Below are 17,056 nucleotides of genomic sequence, written 5' to 3' on the forward strand. Positions count from 1 at the left end.
AAGGAAGTACGAAATTAGAATGCAATTATTCGAAAGGAGTTCGAACATGTATTTACGTTTTGCTGTTCTCGCCTTGCTCGTTCATGGACAAATAGCTTTCGCGGCACCGGAGCCGCCCAAGTCAGAATTGCCCAAACCACCTGCACCTCCCAACCGCCCGACAGAGCCTCCGCAATCCCCTCTCTATGAAGGCGTCGGTCGCATTGATCAGATCACCCGCGATCGCGGTGGGGATCTGTATCGGTTGGATTTGATCAAGTCTTTGCCCTTGGTGCGCCTGGAGGCCAAATCCAAATTAGGCCGTATGAAAGTTTACTCTGTCGCTCTGGTCACGGATAAGAATGAAAAGGTGCAAGTCCGTCAGTTCGTTGGTGTCAATCTGGATGAAACGCAAGCCCCGATGAGTTCAGAGATGTTCCAAACCGCCGCCAACATCACGGGCATCGAGGTTCTGGCCGAAGCCATGGGAGGAGAAGCCGCCTTGGAAATCAAAGCCTTCTCGACCAAAGAAGCCCCAAGGCTAACCTTAGGCAATCGCATCCCGTCGTTCTCGTGCAAACGAAACATCGACGCCCTTTTGAAGGACAAACTGGACCCGGTGCAACTGTGGGTGAAACGTGCTGAATCCAGTGCTCCCGGATCCGTTCAGGAAAAGTTTGCAGGCAATCAGCTTAAAGAGCAGGTCAAAGACTTTGTTGCCACCATGAACACCGCTGGCAGCTATACGTCCCATGCTTACCTGATCACACTGATGAACTTCTTTGCGGATCAGTACAATGCCGTTCGTTCAGGGGGTGTTTCAGAGCCCGCTTATAAGGATCTGCTGACGGCCACGTATGATGTGCTGGTGATTGCAATTCAAAACGAACTTCCATGCCGCCGCTATCCAAGCGACGTTTTGTTAAGTGTTTCGATGGACTTTAACAAAAAGCTCAAAGCCATGCCTGCCGATGGAAAAGCTCGTCCATTATTCACCACAATCATGAACAAAGTCCGTGATTTTGCGCCCGAGCAATATCGCAAGGAAATTGTCGCTGCAAACCTTAGCTTCCGCGACGCCGACACCGAGGGATCCAAGTACTTCAAAATGTATCTGGCCGCCCCTAACGGGGATTTCCTGAAAGACACCAGCAAAAGCATGAGTGCCTATGCCTTTGTCGCTGCCGAACAGGCCTTGAAACGCGAAGTCAAAATGATGGACATCGAACAAAGATTCCAGTTGATCGTCGAATACCAAGGGAAAATGAACAGCGGAACGGAGATTCCACAAGCCGTCGCAGCCCGATATCTGAATATCCTGGCTGAAGAAACCTACGGGTTCCCTTTGTTCCACTAAATAAATGGGCCGGGGGAACCCGGCCCTTTCTGACTCACCTCAAAATACTTTAGCCATCACCATTCCTAATGCTAGACTCCAGAGAAACCATCAATCAAGGGGATCTGATGTCTGCTGGTGACTGGAAAGAAATGTATCTGGCTGCGCAAAATGGAAATATCGAGCTGGTACGCTATCATATCGAACACGATGTGAATCCGAACTATCAACATCCCGAAATTTTAGCCACACCACTGGTGGCGGCGATTGCGGCTGGGCACACGAACATTGCCCTGTATCTTCTGGAACACAAGGCCGACCCGTTTTTGAAGTCTTTCTTTGATGATATGAACTGCATCGAAGCTGCCAGACGCTATGATAACAAAGCCATTATCGCCTATTTGGAAAAACGAGGTATTTCCGCGCGCAAGTCTTGGAAAGACCTTCTGCCGAAATGGCTGGCGCGAAAGATCAGGTAAAGACAAGGCGTGATCCTGGGATCACGCCTTGAGGTTGGCATGTTTTAGTTTTGCATGATGTTTCTTAAGAAGGTGCTGTGTTCAGACAGGATCACCAGATACTTCATCATGGTTTCCTGGGGATAATTGGCCGGGTCGTTGTATTTGGCCTGGAATTCCACGATCAGCTGATAGGTTCTTTCATTGTCCAGTTCCTTGACCTCTTTCATCAGGGCTTGTTCCGCCAACGCATAGGCGTTCGCACTCATTTCCTGATAAGTTCCTTTCAGCATGCTCTCAGGCTTGCTGGCGGCAAACTGCTTATAGAACTTATATCCTTCATTGTCGGCCTGACGGAACGTCAGATTTTTGGTCGCCAGCTCTTTGCGATACTGGGTCGGGATGAATTTCCCCAATTTTCCGATCATCATCTCATAGATCTTACGAGCCCGGCTGTCAGGTTTGCTGGCTTCCTGTTTTTTCTGGAAATCCACGGTGATTTCAATCAACGCCTCGCTGGACACCACACGGCAGGTTTGCTGGCTTTGGAAAGAGGCCAAAAAGACTTCAAAGGTCTCTGTCGCCATGGATTTATAGCCCTGCTCTGCGGCACTGCCGACTCGGCTGGAGTTATGGCGTTCAGTGAAGAAGTTTAACAGCGTCAAAGTGTATTCCGTAGAAGCCACAGAGTTTTTAGACTCTTTCAAGGTGGTGATAAAGTCGTTCACATATTTGGTGAACTCTTTGCTTGCATACTTTTCCTGCCAAGAATCTGGCGCACTGGATTCGGCTCGACCTGCCCAAACTTGAACCACATCTAGCTTTTCTTTCAAAATCGCGTCAAACTTTTTGCTGCAAGAAAAATCATCCCGCAATGACAACTGCGGCGCTTCGAGACTGGAAACAGCGGTTAATTCGAGCGAAGCACTGCCTCCCATGGCCTCTGCCTGAATTTCGATCATCGCAATCCCCGCAGTGGAGCTTAAAACTTCCGAAGCCAGAGGTTGATCCGCTTCAGCCAAGCTCACGTTCGTAAAGCTCTTAATAACGATGCGCTCTTGCTTGTCAGTCATCATCGTCACGCCTAAAATCTTCACCTTCCCCGCCTTGGATCTAATGCGCAAAGACGTTAAAGGCAGTGGTTTGGCCAGCTCCAGACGGTACAAAGCCCCACCCGTTTTACGGGTGATATCCGCCACCCTTCCCACGCCTTCAAAGGCGGCATAAGGATTCAGTACGCTGCGCTCGGCACCACTGGTGTAAGGACTCAGTTCAGCCTGGGCCAACAAAGGCGCCTGAAGGACCAAAATAGAAGCTAAAATTCGTTGAGACCATGGACGTTGCATCTTCATTCCTTTCCGTTAGGTTCAATTATACTTTTGTCTGAACTGTGATTCTGAATCGTGAACCCGGAAAATCTCGAACAAAGAATGAAGTAGCTGCTTAAAATCACAAGAACGGCCTGTTAACCCGCAACCGCCCCGGTTGGAGAACAAACAAGAAGACATTTTTTAGTTTGCCACCAAGTTATGAAGCCTATGTAATGAATGCGATACAACCGGAGGGCCCATGGCTGGAAAATTCTTCTTACTCTTAATCACTTCTCTTTCATTGCAGGCTCAAGCCGAAGTCAAACCCTACATGGATCAGATGCTTCAGGAAATCTATACGCTAAAACCTTTTATTGTTTCCGCAGACGACTATCGTGACCCTAAGAACGCACCCGTGATTCAAAAATCCCTGGAAAACATGGTGAGCTTAAGTGAAAAGATCTCTCACGAAGGTAAAATCAAAAATTCCGGCTTCGCCATTTCAGGCCGGGCGATGAATCAGCAGCTCAAGGAAGCCGAGATTGTTTATCGTGTGGGTAACAAAGACTACTCTTTATGGATGCTTCGCTCTACGCTGAGTGTGTGCATGTCCTGTCATACACAGCTTCCCAGCTCTTCCACTAAATTTGATTTTTCTGATAAAAACCGCTTCTTGAGCAAGCCATTTGATGAAGCAGAGTTCCTGTTCATTGTGCGAAACTTTGACAAGGCACTGCCGATGTATTCTGAAGTTCTTGCTGGTTTCCCCAAAAGTGATCCTTCGGTTGAACATGCTGAACAAGCCCTTTCCAGAAAAGTGTACTACTTCACCCGTGTCAAAAGGGACCTTCCGGGCTTGATCCAAAGTCTGCAAAAAGATCTGGGTAACAAAGAGCTGCCAGAGTTCCTTAAAAACCGCATGCAGGATCTGGTAAAATCCGCCGAAAAAATCAAATCCCTGCCCTATCCGGAGTTTAACGACAAACAAAGTAATGAACTGCGCAAGTTCGCTCAGACGAATCTAAAAAAAGAACTTTCAGGTGATTTTGAGATGAACACAGACCGGGAGCTGGCTTATCTGCGAGTTTCCAGTGTTCTGTACAAGTATCTTGAGCAGTATCCCAACACCCCGCTAAAGCCCGAAATTCTTTACTGGCTGTCCTTCTGTGAAAGACGATACGAAGAAAAAGCCCTTTACTCCATGCCCGAGCTGTATCTGAAACAATGTGTCCTGGAACACCCTGAATCCAAGATCGCCCCGGCCTGCCTGACCGAGTATCAGGACCTGATTCAGATGGCCTTCACTGGCTCTTCGGGAACTCACATCCCCAAGGAAGTCCAAAGAGAAATTGAAAGTATGAAAGAGCTGATCAAAAAAATGACAGCTAAAAAAAGTCGCCCTTAATCACGGCCCCCTCAAGGTCTTTTGAATACTTGAGTAAATCCCATGATAATTCAGGCACTTAGACCTGACGTCATGGGATTTAAGGCGGTCTCACACTGCCAGCGCCGCCAGCCCGCTTTTACCCGGCGAAATTCCCCTTGTGCCCAGCCCCCGCCTTCGTTAAAAACACCGCATGGAAAAACAAGATTTGAAACGTCCCGAGCTGTTACTTCCCGTAGGTACCAAAGAGATGGCCATGGCTGCCATTCACAATGGTGCTGATGCCATCTTCATGGGAGTCCCCGGCTTCAACGCCCGCGGCCGCAGCTATGACTTTCAGATCGAAGAGGTCAAAGAGATCATCGACACCTGCCACCTGTATGGCGTGAAAGTGAATCTGGCCTTCAACATTCTGGTCTTCCAAAACGAACTGCACAAGGCCGTCGAAGTCCTTGAAAAAATTCTTCCGCTGAAGCCCGACGCCTTTATCATCCAGGACCTGGGCTTGGTGCGCCTGGTTCGTCAAATGGCCCCTCACCAGCGCGTGCATGCCTCAACCCAAATGAGCATCAGCAATGCCGAAGCCATTCAGTGGCTGGACGACCTGGGCATTCAGCGCTTTGTTCTGGCACGTGAAAATTCGCTGAAAGAAATCCACGCCATCAAACAAAACACCTCAAAAGAAATCGAAGTTTTCGTTCATGGGGCTTTGTGTGTCAGCTACTCGGGGCAATGCTTTACTTCTGAAGGCATCGGTGGACGATCTGCCAACCGGGGTCAATGTGCGCAAAGCTGCCGCTTTAACTACGAAATGTACGTTGACGGTGAAAAGCGTGATCTGGGTGGCAAGTCCTTCCTGGTGTCCCCGCAGGATCTTTGCGGTATCAACGAAGTTCCAAGTCTTTTGGAAGCAGGTGTGGACTGCTTTAAAATCGAAGGCCGCCTAAAAACGCCAGAATATGTGGCCACTGCCGCCCGCAGTTTCGATGCCGCCATCACTTCCGCACAACGCGACCAGGCTCTGGCTAATCCTATCTTGTTGAAAAAACAAATGGCCACGGCATTTTCCCGTGGCTTTTACAGCGGCTGGTTCCATGGAGTGAATCACCAGGAACTGGTGGAAGGCACCTTCAGTGCGCACCGTGGGTTTGAATTCGGAAAAGTTCTGCGTGTGAACGGGAATTCCCTGGAAGTGGAAATCACGGACGACAAGGTCGCCCAGGGCTTAAAAGCGGACTTCATTCAAGCCGGTGACGGAATTCTTTGGGTTTACAAAGACCGTAACGGACAAAGCGCGGAAAAAGGCGGATTCGTCTTTGCCGTCAAAACTTTGTCCCCGCGCCGTTTTGCGCTGGAGTTTTCACGGGACATCGTCATGGACAATCTGTTTGTGGGCGCTCGTGTGTTTTATAACCACGATAAAGACCTTAAGCGTGACGTGGCCCTGAGTGTTGAAGACAAGGAAAGAAAAAAGCGCGTTCCAGTTTCGATCCGCGCAGAAGCTTCTTTGGGTCAGCCATTGAAAGTTCAGTACTCTGACGGCAAAAACACCGTGACAGGCTATTCTGAAAACATCTGCGAAGCTGCCAAAAACAAGGGGCTGAATTCCCTGGATTTGCGCGAAGAGCTGTTTGCCCTGATGGGAAGTCCCTTCCGAGGTGATAATTTTGCCTGCGAGCTGGATGAAACCACACCGCTGTTTATTCCCAACAAACAAGTCAAAGAACTTCGCCAAAAGATGGTCAAAGAATTGACGGATCTGCGCATTAAAAACGGCGCTGATGCGGAAGTCACTCCGCAGGAGCAGGTTCTTAGCTGGATTGACGCCAATAAAGTGGCGGCCAAAGCAAAGCCAGGATTGAAGCTAAATCTTCTTCTGCGCGACAAAGAACAAGTCGAAGACGTGGCTAAAGCCATCGCCGCCGGTGAAATTGAAACCTCCGGTATCAATCTGGTGATCCTGGACTTTGAATTCGGTTTGGATTTCGAACCCAGCTTGAAAGTCCTGCGCGATCAAGGCATGAAGGTTGCCATTGCCACCACCCGTATTCTTAAACCCAATGAACACCGCAATGTGAAGCATCTGCTCAACCTGAATCCCGATGCCATCTTGGCGCGCAACCTGGGGGCTGTGCAGTACTTGCAGGCCAACTCCTACACTGGTCAAATTCTTGGCGACTTCAGCCTGAACGTGACCAATCACCTGACGGCTCAGTACCTTCTGGAAAAGGGTCTGTCCAGTGTGTGCCTGGGCTATGACCTGAACCACGTGCAAGTGGAAGAACTGATTCAAGCAGGACAAGCCGAGCGTTTTGAAGTCACCGCTTACCAGTACATGCCAAGCTTCCATATGGAACACTGTGTGTTTGCCGCCTTCCTTTCCAAAGGGACCAGCTTCAAAGACTGTGGCAAACCCTGTGAAAAACATCAGGTCAAACTGAAGGACCAGTTCGGCAACTGGCATCAGATCAAGCCCGATCAAGAGTGCCGCAACACCATGTACAACGGAACGTCACAGTCGGCGGCTCGTTACATCAAGGACTGGGAATCCCATGGGCTGGGCTATGTGCGCTATGAAGCTTTGAAAGAGCGCGGAGCAGAGCTGATTTCAAAAATCCAAGGGCACTTGGACTTTATCAGTGGCAAGAAGGATCTGGATTCCTTGATCAAGGATCTGGGGAACGTGGAAAGTTACGGCCTGTCTGAAAGCCACTTCCAACGCGAAAAAGAATATCAAAGTCGTAAAAAGTAAACTTCGCAAAAAAAAGCCCCTCCACAGGGGCTTTTTTTATTTTGTGGGAAACTGAGCTTTTAGGTATTTCTCATACTCTCTTAAGATGGAATTCATGACGCCCTTAAGAAGTTCCTCGAAGGCTGGATCATGGGGCCGATGCGGCTGCATTGCCACGAAGCTCTGGATGATCTGTTCTTCACGCTCGGGGCTAAAAAACGGCAAGCCCTGCTCTTGCTTGATCTTCCATACGGCCATGGTCAGTTCACGACGGCGCAACAGCAGCGCATGAAGCTCTTTATGAACCTGATCAATTTCCTGACGAAGACTGGCGATGCTATCCACTTATGAACCTCTTTAAATCAAACCCAAAAATCAACTAATCCAGACGGAACAGGGCAAACTTCAAGTAACGAAGCTCTTCCATCGCCATGGGATAGGGATGATCCACCGGCTGCCCGCCTTGATATACCAGTGTGCCCTTCTTGCGCGCACGCGAAAAGGCCTCTTTGCATATTTCCATAAAATCCCGGGTCGAGATATGACTGGAACAGGAGCTGGCCGCAAATAAACCCTCGGGGTTGACCAGCTTGATCGAATTGCTAAAGACCTTCGTATAAGCAGCCTTGGCTTGTTCGACGGATTTTTCATTCGGAGCAAAGCTGGGCGGATCAGTGATCACCAGATCGTATTTTTTCTTTTCGGCATTCTGCTTTTCCAGATACTCAAAGGCATCGGTGGCGATATCATGGTGAACTGTTGTCAGACCATTGATTTCAAAGTTTCTGGCGACCGCCTGGATGGCCACCTTGGCAATATCCACACTGGTCACTTCTTTGGCGCCACCTTTGGCAGCAAAAATGGAAAATCCGCCTGTATAACTGAACAGATTTAAAACGGTTTTACCTTTGGCAAAGTTCTGGATCATCTTGCGGTTGTCACGCTGATCCAAGAAGAACCCCGTTTTGGCGGCATCACGGATGTTAGAGGCAAACAGAACTCCATTTTCAAGGAACTGCACCTCGGGCGCCAATGTGCCCACGATGTTTGTGCCTTTTTCATCAGCGTCGTTACGGCGCTTCAGGTACACACACTTTACCTGAGGGAAATCCGCCTGAATCTTTTCTGCAATTGCACTGGCGTTCCAGGTTTTTTCCATGATGGCGTGATCGTGTTTGATCACAGCCGTGTCGTTATAAACATCAACCACCAGCCCAGGGAAACCATCCCCCTCCCCATTGATCAGGCGGAAGGAGTTGGTGACAGAAAGATCGAAGGTCTTACGGATTTCCACGGCCTTGCGCCACTGGCTTTCAAAGTAAAGCTCCAGGGTGCGTTTCATGTTGTTGCGGCGGAAGATCGGCTCTTCAGCCAACACCAGCACGCGGAAACGCAACTGCGTATCACCCTGCCAGATCCCCAAAGCCAAGGGTTCACCCTTGTAGTTCAGAATATGAATGCCCGACTTGATGGACCGACGTTCTTCAAAGCAGTTGGCAAAAATCCAGCGGTGCCCCTGTTTTAGGTGTTTGGTGACATCCCGCTTAAGCTCGATGGTCAAAATGGGATCTTCAAATGTAACAGGGGCTGCGTTCATGAGGGGCTTCTCCAGAGGGGACTTTTTATGATAAATCCTAGGTAATCACAAGGGGTTATGCGGTTCATTCCGTCGCGCGGGTCAAATTTACAAATCCTCGTCGGGGGCTTATGTTTTTGGGGTGCTTTATTTGACTCTGACGGCGATCTCAACGACTCTGCCGGGCATGAAGACGATGTTGGACAAAAAATTTTGGCGCAATTTTTCCCGGAATATCTGGGAGAAAAAAGCGCTGGTTCTAAGAAACGTCAAATCCAGCCTTCTGGAAATAACCGACGCCGAAGTTTTTGATTTGCTTGTCTTGTATGCAGATCGCTGCCGCAAACTAAACGATCCGACGGGTTTTAAGTTTTTCATCGATGGTTTTAAAGCAGAGGAAGAAGACGTCCTGCAAGTTCTGCCTGAAAAACAGGACAAATCCCTTTTAGGCTACCATGCGCGCATGAAAGCGCTGTTTCCGGACTACTGCCTGGTCTGTGATGAGCTTTTGCAGGTGAATCACAAAAAGCAACATCTGCTGACAGAATTTACCGACGAGCTGTATCGTCACGTCGGGTTCCCGAATCGCTTTTCGGAAATGGGTTTGTATTTGGGGAATTACCGCAAAACTCCATTTGGAGTGCATGTGGATTCCTGCGGGGTCTTTAGCTTCCCAGTTGCGGGGGTTAAACGGTTCCGACTGTGGGAACCACAGTATGTGAAAAAGAATCCTTCCTTGGATCGTGCGTTTAAGTATGAAAAACACAAAAAAGCATCCGAACTTTTAGAGGCCCGCCCCGGTGACATGACCTATTGGCCTTCTTCGGCCTGGCATATTGCGGAATCGGATGGATCCTTCAGTGCCACCTGGAGCCTGGGGGTTTGGGTGGATCAGCCACACAAGGAAATGATCTCTGATTCCTTAAAAGGTCTGCTGGCACAAAAAAGCGGTGCCGCCGGTACCAAGGTGGCAACTCAGTTTAAGAAACTGCACAGCGATTCCGGCGAAGTGAGCGAACTTCCTAAAGCCTATTGTCAGACCATCGAACTTTTGCAGAGATTAAGTGTCGAAGAACTGCAAGAGACCTTCTTAAAGTCCTGGATGCAGCATATTTCTTCACAAGGGTTTAAAACCGTCCCGAGTGCATCTGTGAAGATTTCTGTAAAATCCAAGATCCGCTTGCGCAATAAAAACTCTTTGATTCTGTGGCAGCACAGCTTGACGTCCAAAGGCGTGGTTTACTTCAGCTTTGCTGGGGTGACTGTGGCCGGTAAAAAGTCAGGTGGGCTGTTTAGACTCGTGAAGGATCTAAACCATGGGAACCCTTGCATGGTGAGTCAATACTTCACTCGATCCAGGTCAGATCTCCGAGCGCTCCAAACGCTGGCCGATGCGGGGGCCTTGTCCATTGAAAAGGACAAAGGATTGAACCGGCAATAAGTCGGGTCTCCATCCTCCAGGTCGTGTTTCTTTTTTCATCTTTTGTTGTCCCTAGCAGGTTGTGTTCAAATCAAACTATTAGAGGCAAGAAATGAAAAGACCGACCCCCAACCAAAATGAAAGCCCCTTTGGCTTTGATGAACTGTTTTTCAGTACCACCAACAATCGTGGCGTGATCACTTTCGGCAATGATGTTTTTGTTCGTGTCAGTGGGTACCCTCGCGAAACTCTGAAGGGAGCTCCTCACAGCATCATTCGCCACCCCGATATGCCTCGCGCCGTCTTCAAACTTCTTTGGGACACTCTGCTTGCGGGCCGCCCCATCGCCGCCTATGTAAAAAACCTTTCGGCCAATGGCAGCTATTACTGGGTCTATGCTTTCGTGTTCCCCATTAAGGACGGATATCTCTCTATTCGCTTAAAGCCCTCCTCACCTATTTTTAGTGTCGTGAAAGACCTTTATACAGCCACCTTGGCGGTCGAGGAAAAAGAAGGCATGGAGGGCTCTGTTCCCTTTATCCTTGATCAGGTGCAGAAGGCTGGATTCCGGGACTACACTGACTTTATGATTCAAGCGGCCTTTGCTGAAATCAATGCCCTGCCTGACCGGGACGTGGAAAGAAAGTCTGGCAGCGTGGGTGTTATTGCCGACATTTCTAATATCAGCTCCAAAACCTCCAAGGACCTGAAGGACTGCTTTAAACGAGTTCAGGATTTTCAGAACATCAATAAGTCCTTGGTCACCACCATGGAACATTTGACCAGTGGATTCACGCAGCTGAAGTTTAATGCTTTAAACATGACTGTTGCTGCTGCCAAATTCGGAGAAGTGGCTTCTTCGCTGGGTGTGGTTGCAAAAGAGTTCTCTGATCTTTCCGAGCAAATCAGATCCCACCTGTCCGGACTGGAACACTTCGAACAAAATCTGACTGAAACAATCCAGAAATGCACTCTTAAAATTGTTTCGATGGACGTGCAAATGATGATGGTGGACTTCTTTATCAAAGAATCCATTCAAAAAAGTCAGCACGCCGAGAACGCTTTTTCAGATATGCTGATTGTTCGAGACAACTTCGCCAGCCTTTTCCGTGGCAATTCGCACGAACTGACTGTTGAAATTAAGGCCCTGGCCGAACAACTGTCGAAAATCTCTTCGCAACTTGCTGATGTGAAAAGATTTACAACAGGTCTGGAAGTCATCCGTCAAATCGGAGCCGTAGAATCTGCCCGTGTGAACGAAGTTAAAGTTACCTTCGTTCATTATCTGGAAGAAATGCTGCGATTCATTAATCTGCTGCAGTCTTCAAACAGCTCCATTCAAAAAGCAGCCCAGGAGCTCAATTCCCACTGCGATGCTATTGACCATAAGGTGTCCTCCGTCGCAGGTCACGTGGACACTCTGTTTGAAAAGGCCGCAAGCCTTTCTCCGCAGACCAAAGAACTGGCTATTTAAAAAGGCGCGCCCGCAGAAATTGCGCGCGCCTCTGACAACAAAGCGTTCACCCTGCCTACGTTCCCAGTTGAAACCTTTCAAATCGTTCCAACTCTTGCTCGATCAATTGCTTATTCACTTTGGTTTTGTGTTTTCCCAGCCAGCTCCATTGTTGAATCAGAAGTTTTTGTTTTTGCCGGTCTGTTTTTAAATCTAAAACCGCAACAGCCTGATCACCGATGATCACCGGCAATGCGAAGTAACCGTATCTGCGCTTTTCTTTCGGCACATAGGCTTCGAAGCGATGGTCATAGTCAAAGAACATGTGAAAACGCTTTCTTTGTATGACCAGAGGGTCAAATGGTGACAGGATGTGTGTCAGACTGTTGACGTTCTCTTGCGGGGATTCCAGCAGTTCTGGCTTGACCCAAAAGTGCACTCTTTCAAGACCTTTGACTTCCACAGGGATCAAAGTGCCCTGGCGCACGCGTGCTTCGATGGCCTTTAAGATTTCATTTTTAGGCGCCGCCTTTTCCATATAAGCTGCCGAATCCAGACTGATCACGCCTTGGGATCTTAAGGCCCGTTCCAGTTTGTATTCAGTGACCTCTTTGGGCGAAGCGGCTTTGGGTCTTTTTTCCCAATCGAAATGACGATCCGTCAGTTCATATTTTTTGAGCATACCCAAGCGCTCTGCGATGACCAGCTCCCCCCCATTGAAAGCGCATTGAAGGAACTTCTTTGATGGCTTTTTGCTTGCCCAAGGGTGCTTCTTTTCCTCTAAGACATCGTCGGTCACATCGCGGATTGAAATAGCCCCCTGCTTTTTGACTGTAGTTAGCATCTTTTTGACATCAGCTTCGGTGACAGAGGAATACCATTGTGATGGATTTTTCTGTCGGCGCTTCATGTCGTTAATGAAGTATTTAAAATCATCCGTGGCAACATAGGCCAAGGCATGGGTCCAATATTCAAAGACCGTCTTATCTTTACTTTGCGCTTTTTGCAGATGGGATCGCTTGTAGTCAGGAATTCTGGAATACAGAATATGATGGTGCGATCGTTCAATCACGTTGATAGTGTCGATCTGAACATAGCCCAGATGTTGAATGGCCTTCACCGTGGCTTTGGGACCGCTGCCAAAGGGCTTGGGCTGATCAAGCCCTTGGGATTTTAACCAGAGAGTGCGAACGAATGTTTTTGAAATCTTATGCTTCACTTTTGCTGCCTTTACTGATTCCAAGCCATGATATAGCAGCTTTCCTGGGTCTCGGGTTCTGTTTCTTCCCGGAGAATGACAAAGCCTTGGCTCTTGTAAAAATCAATGCTTTTTGCGTTCTTTGAATACACCGAGAGTTGCAAGGACGCCCTGAGTTTCTTTGCATGATTCAGCAGCAGCTTACCGTAGCCCTTCCCCTGTGAGGACGGATCCACGAAAATAGCCGCAACAGAGTTCTCCACTAAACTGATGAACCCCTCAACTTGAGAATCAGAAGCAATGACATAGCTTTCGGCTGACGGCAGGTACTTTGATTTCATTGCATCCACCTTTTCACTCCAAAACTCTGCCGGAATAAAATCATGCGCAATAATTGAAGCCGAGAGCCACAGATTTACAACATGATCTATATCCGATTCTATGAGCTTTCTTATCATTGTGATCTCCTGCTGAAGAAATTAAAGGAAGAGGCCCCCCCTTCCACGGATCGGCATCTTAACTATTATATCCATTCCTCAATTCCTCAAAATGAAATATTAGCACGGAGTGCTCCAAGCGGCTACGCCTTAAAGACAGAGGATCCACGTTCTATTTTTCCTTTACAAAAGCCAAGGATTGGTGAAAGTTCGAGGCCAAGACAAAACTTTAAGGTTAGGAACAAACATGACCACGGAAGAAAAGAAAGTACGATCAAAAACTCTGTGGGTTTTAGGTCTGACATTTATTTTACCGGCGCTGATTGCATTGATCGCCATCTATTACGTGATCTACAACGACATTCAATAGATCACGTGCTTCTGAGGACAACATAAATCCCATACTCTGCCCAGGTCGACTGGTCAGGACTGATCACCCAATGCAAAAATCTTATTTCAACTGACAATGGACCTATCACGAATACGGCATCCTCGACCTGTATTAGAGTTCTATTGCATAAGCCACCCATTATGTTGAAGAGCAGCGATCCGCAGCCGCAGTCTTACTGTAAAATGGAGAAAAAGCGTTCTATCGCGGAAAGGAATTTATGATGGACTTAAAGATTCAATTCGTGGGGTTTCCGGAATCAGACGCGGTCACCTCAGCGATTCAGGATCACGCTGACACTCTTGAAGAAACCTGCCCTCAACTGCTTTCCTGTCACGTGGTCGTCGAACGTCCGCCGCGCAAACAACATCAAGGGGGTATCTATCACATCAAAATTCGTATGACAGTTCCAGGAAACATCCTCGTAGTGGACCGAGAACGTGGTCTGAATCATGCCCACGAAGATGTTTATGTGGCTATTCGAGATGCTTTCCTTTCGGCCCGCCGCCGTGTCGATGAATATATGCGAATGATGGGAGGCTACGTCAAAACCAAAAACAATTCCAATCACGCCAAGGTCCTTAGAATCTCTCCGGACCTAGAGTACGGTTTTTTACTTACGGAGGATAATCGCGAAATCTACTTCCACAGAAACTCGGTTGTCACCGGCAACTTTGACGAGCTGATGCCTGGGCAGGAAGTGCGTTTTGCCGAAGACATGGGGGAAAAGGGCCCCAAAGCCACCAGTGTCCATGTGCTGGGAGCGAACGGTCACCGAGGGACCTTCAAGCCTCTAGAGGACACCTCTGAGGCCCGAACCTGATTTTCTCGGATAACACCCGTTGCAGCATAAAGTCTGTAGCCGCCATGTGGCGGCGCCATCTTCAGAAAAGATTCAGATGACGGCACCCGTGGTGCAAACGAAAGTCGCAGATGGTTGGCAGATGAGTTTTATGATGCCGTCAAAGTATTCTATGCAAGACCTGCCTCGCCCCAAAGATCCGCGTGTGAAGCTCATGTCGGTTCCTGCTAAACTTTTCGCGATTCTTCGGTACTCTGGGACTTGGTCGGAAGAAAAAAATCAGGAGAAAGCCGATGAATTGCTGAAGTGGCTGACTAAAAATGGAACTTACCAACAGGTCTCTGAACCGGTGTTTGCTGGCTATGACCCACCGTGGACACTTCCTTTTTTACGAAGGAATGAAGTAATGATCGAAGTCCGCACACACAACAAGACTGATGAGACCAAATAAACACTGAGGAATGAATGCTGACTCCCTCTTTTTAAGAGTGGGTCAGTTCTAATGGCTTTAACTAAGGCACCCCTTCGTCGGCTCTAACAGCCCCACCGCATACAAGTAACAACCCGGAAATTTGCCGCAATCTGTACAGTCCTTTTTCACTTTCTGCGGGAAGCACCTCGCATTCACATATTTTTTCCGTTCGACATTAAGACTTCAGCCCAAATCTGCCGTTGCGTTTAGTACCACAATATAACTCTGGAGATGAACCCCATGAGAAATTACTTTATGCCTGCTGGAGCGGCCCTGTCCCTGACGCTCCTTTTGAACGTTTCTCATAGCTTTGCGCAGAATAACACCGCCTTCCGCCCTGGTCTTAAAGCAATGACGGCTGAGGAGAGCAAAAAACTTCACACAAAGAAGGTCAAGAAGGTACGCCCCAACCGTCTGGGGCTGGAACGTATTAACAAAGAGCGTAGTCACCGCGGTGAGCCTCCCCTTTCTGCGGATCTTTCCCTGCCGGAATTCGAAACGGAAGAAAACCTGGGAGCTGCCTCCTCTGACGGAATCTACAGCACTGCACTGGGAAGTGCGCCGGCTCAGGTCGACAACTCGGCCTTAGCCTCCTTCCCACCGATCGCCAATCAAGGTGGCTTAGGCTCCTGTGTTGCCTTTGCGTCGACCTACTACATGATGAGCCACGAAGTGTGTCTGACCTTGGGTTGTAATAACAAAAACTATGGCCAGCGCATCTACTCTCCGAAATGGACTTACAATCTTATTAACGGCGGCAGCGACAACGGCTCTAATTTCTCAGCCGCTCTGTCTGTTCTGGAAAAGCATGGGGCCGCTTTGAACTCGGAGTTCCCCTATGACACGGACTATCGCGCCTGGAGTATGAACCCTCAGCATTGGAAGAATGCCATCAACTCGCGCATGCGTCCGTCGAGCTATATGGTGGTCAATACCGACGCCGGCATGGCGTCACTAAAACAGATGCTTGCCAACGGTCACGTCGTGATCACCGGAACTTATGCAAACAGCTGGGTCTATAAGAAGGTTCAAGCTAATCCCAACGTGGGATCGAATCCTTTTGTGGGCCAGATCATCGTGACTCACCTGAATGGCACTGTCGCGGGTCATGCGATTACAATTGTTGGGTATGACGACACAATCTGGACTGACATCAACGGGAATGGCCTTGTGGAAAGCCAGGAACTTGGCGCATTCAAGATTGCAAACTCCTTCGGAACAACCTGGGGCAATCAAGGCTTCGGCTGGGCTTCTTATGATGCCTTCCGTGCGACTTCGACAGTTCCGAACTTCGCCCCAGCTGGCCGAGTGCAACTGACGCAAGTCGGAACCGTTGAATTTACAACCTACACAGCCTACACCCCGAAACTTCTAGCCGAAGTCAGCATGTCCCACGCCCTGCGTTCGCAAGTGTCCTTGCAGTTTGGATCTTCGACAAATACAACGACCAAACCTGCAGCCTACTGGACACCGTTTGCTTTTGTTAACAACGGTGGCAACTGGGCGTTTGACGGAACGTCTTTAGAAAAACAAGGCTCTTTCTACTTTGATATTTCCTCTTTGGCGGGGTCTGATATCAACAATCAGTACTTCTATCTGATTGAAAAGGACTCGACCGTGGGAAGTCCTTTGAGCACGTTGCGCTTCAACATCGTAAACCCGGCCCAGGGAAACACCCTGCTTTCGGCGGCAGGAGTTCCCTCTTACGTTGATGCGAACACATCCACTCTGAGAGCTGGCAATGCCCCGGTAGCCCCACCCGCCGACACCTTGGCTCCCACAGTCCCGGGGAATGTCAAAGCGACTCTGACTTATCTTCGTGGTGGAAAATCCGCCCGAGTCGATCTGACCTGGCAAGCCTCCACGGACAACGTGGCTGTGCAAAAATATGTGATCTATCGCAACGGTGTGAAGCTGGGGGAAACCACAAACTTGAGCTACCGCAATAGTAATATTACCCGAGGCGTGCAATACACCTATCAGGTGGTTGCCGTGGATTCGAGCGGCAATGCTTCAGCTATGTCGACAGGTGCGGTTATCAAGTGGCCGTAAAGTGATGGACAGCTGTTGGTGACTTTATACGGAGAAAATGGAACATCGCGACGGAAGCTC

Annotated in this window: 15 protein-coding genes; 10 read left to right on the forward strand and 5 right to left on the reverse strand. The window is 48.8% G+C overall.

Going from position 1 to position 17,056, the window contains the following annotated elements; all coding sequences use genetic code 11:
* The first annotated feature begins 46 nt into the window (after nt 1–46).
* On the forward strand, nt 47–1,336 hold the full coding sequence (locus ACZ50P_RS11695; RefSeq protein ID WP_464131302.1) for a beta-sandwich domain-containing protein: 1,290 nt from the start codon (nt 47–49) through the stop codon (nt 1,334–1,336).
* Nucleotides 1,337–1,404: 68 nt separating this feature from the next.
* Nucleotides 1,405–1,794, forward strand: a complete 390-nt coding sequence (locus tag ACZ50P_RS11700; protein ID WP_464131304.1) for an ankyrin repeat domain-containing protein — start codon at nt 1,405–1,407, stop codon at nt 1,792–1,794.
* Between the two features lie 44 nt (nt 1,795–1,838).
* On the opposite strand, the gene ACZ50P_RS11705 is transcribed toward ACZ50P_RS11700, so the two are convergent.
* A complete protein-coding gene (locus ACZ50P_RS11705; RefSeq protein ID WP_464131305.1) occupies nt 1,839–3,119 on the reverse strand; it encodes a beta-sandwich domain-containing protein in 1,281 nt (426 codons plus the stop codon).
* A gap of 223 nt (nt 3,120–3,342) precedes the next feature.
* On the opposite strand from ACZ50P_RS11705, the gene ACZ50P_RS11710 reads away from it, so the two are divergent.
* Nucleotides 3,343–4,488 (forward strand): hypothetical protein, encoded by a 1,146-nt coding sequence (locus ACZ50P_RS11710; RefSeq protein WP_464131306.1) that lies wholly within the window; start codon nt 3,343–3,345, stop codon nt 4,486–4,488.
* 172 nt (nt 4,489–4,660) lie between these two features.
* Nucleotides 4,661–7,219, forward strand: a complete 2,559-nt coding sequence (locus ACZ50P_RS11715) for a peptidase U32 family protein (RefSeq protein WP_464131308.1) — start codon at nt 4,661–4,663, stop codon at nt 7,217–7,219.
* Between the two features lie 36 nt (nt 7,220–7,255).
* On the opposite strand, the gene ACZ50P_RS11720 is transcribed toward ACZ50P_RS11715, so the two are convergent.
* Both ACZ50P_RS11720 and ACZ50P_RS11725 read right to left on the reverse strand, forming a co-directional pair.
* Nucleotides 7,256–7,543, reverse strand: coding sequence for a chorismate mutase (locus tag ACZ50P_RS11720; RefSeq protein ID WP_464131309.1), 288 nt, complete (start codon nt 7,541–7,543; stop codon nt 7,256–7,258).
* A 34-nt stretch (nt 7,544–7,577) separates the two neighbouring features.
* Nucleotides 7,578–8,795 (reverse strand): class I SAM-dependent rRNA methyltransferase, encoded by a 1,218-nt coding sequence (locus ACZ50P_RS11725; RefSeq protein WP_464131310.1) that lies wholly within the window; start codon nt 8,793–8,795, stop codon nt 7,578–7,580.
* Between the two features lie 121 nt (nt 8,796–8,916).
* Between ACZ50P_RS11725 and ACZ50P_RS11730 the strand changes: the two genes are divergently transcribed.
* The gene (locus ACZ50P_RS11730; protein ID WP_464131312.1) at nt 8,917–10,215 is read left to right on the forward strand and encodes a JmjC domain-containing protein; all 1,299 of its coding nucleotides are present in this window, start codon (nt 8,917–8,919) and stop codon (nt 10,213–10,215) included.
* A 91-nt stretch (nt 10,216–10,306) separates the two neighbouring features.
* A complete protein-coding gene (locus tag ACZ50P_RS11735) occupies nt 10,307–11,668 on the forward strand; it encodes a PAS domain-containing protein (RefSeq protein WP_464131314.1) in 1,362 nt (453 codons plus the stop codon).
* 55 nt (nt 11,669–11,723) lie between these two features.
* On the opposite strand, the gene ACZ50P_RS11740 is transcribed toward ACZ50P_RS11735, so the two are convergent.
* Together ACZ50P_RS11740 and ACZ50P_RS11745 are read right to left on the reverse strand one after the other, a co-directional pair.
* On the reverse strand, nt 11,724–12,866 hold the full coding sequence (locus ACZ50P_RS11740) for a winged helix-turn-helix domain-containing protein (protein ID WP_464131316.1): 1,143 nt from the start codon (nt 12,864–12,866) through the stop codon (nt 11,724–11,726).
* Between the two features lie 11 nt (nt 12,867–12,877).
* Nucleotides 12,878–13,303: an N-acetyltransferase gene (locus tag ACZ50P_RS11745; RefSeq protein ID WP_464131318.1), complete on the reverse strand. Its 426-nt coding sequence runs from the start codon at nt 13,301–13,303 to the stop codon at nt 12,878–12,880.
* A gap of 226 nt (nt 13,304–13,529) precedes the next feature.
* Between ACZ50P_RS11745 and ACZ50P_RS11750 the strand changes: the two genes are divergently transcribed.
* From ACZ50P_RS11750 to ACZ50P_RS11765, 4 genes are all read left to right on the forward strand, one after another.
* Entirely contained in the window at nt 13,530–13,652 is a 123-nt protein-coding gene (locus tag ACZ50P_RS11750) for a hypothetical protein (RefSeq protein ID WP_464120574.1), read from the forward strand.
* Between the two features lie 238 nt (nt 13,653–13,890).
* On the forward strand, nt 13,891–14,493 hold the full coding sequence (locus ACZ50P_RS11755; RefSeq protein ID WP_464120573.1) for a cold shock domain-containing protein: 603 nt from the start codon (nt 13,891–13,893) through the stop codon (nt 14,491–14,493).
* 19 nt (nt 14,494–14,512) lie between these two features.
* Nucleotides 14,513–14,923 carry an SOUL family heme-binding protein gene (locus ACZ50P_RS11760; protein WP_464131320.1) on the forward strand — a complete coding sequence of 137 codons (411 nt, stop codon included), beginning with the start codon at nt 14,513–14,515 and terminating at the stop codon, nt 14,921–14,923.
* A gap of 261 nt (nt 14,924–15,184) precedes the next feature.
* The gene (locus tag ACZ50P_RS11765) at nt 15,185–16,996 is read left to right on the forward strand and encodes a C1 family peptidase (protein WP_464131322.1); all 1,812 of its coding nucleotides are present in this window, start codon (nt 15,185–15,187) and stop codon (nt 16,994–16,996) included.
* The last annotated feature ends 60 nt before the right edge of the window (nt 16,997–17,056 follow it).

The organism is Bdellovibrio sp. CKG001 (assembly GCF_055397465.1).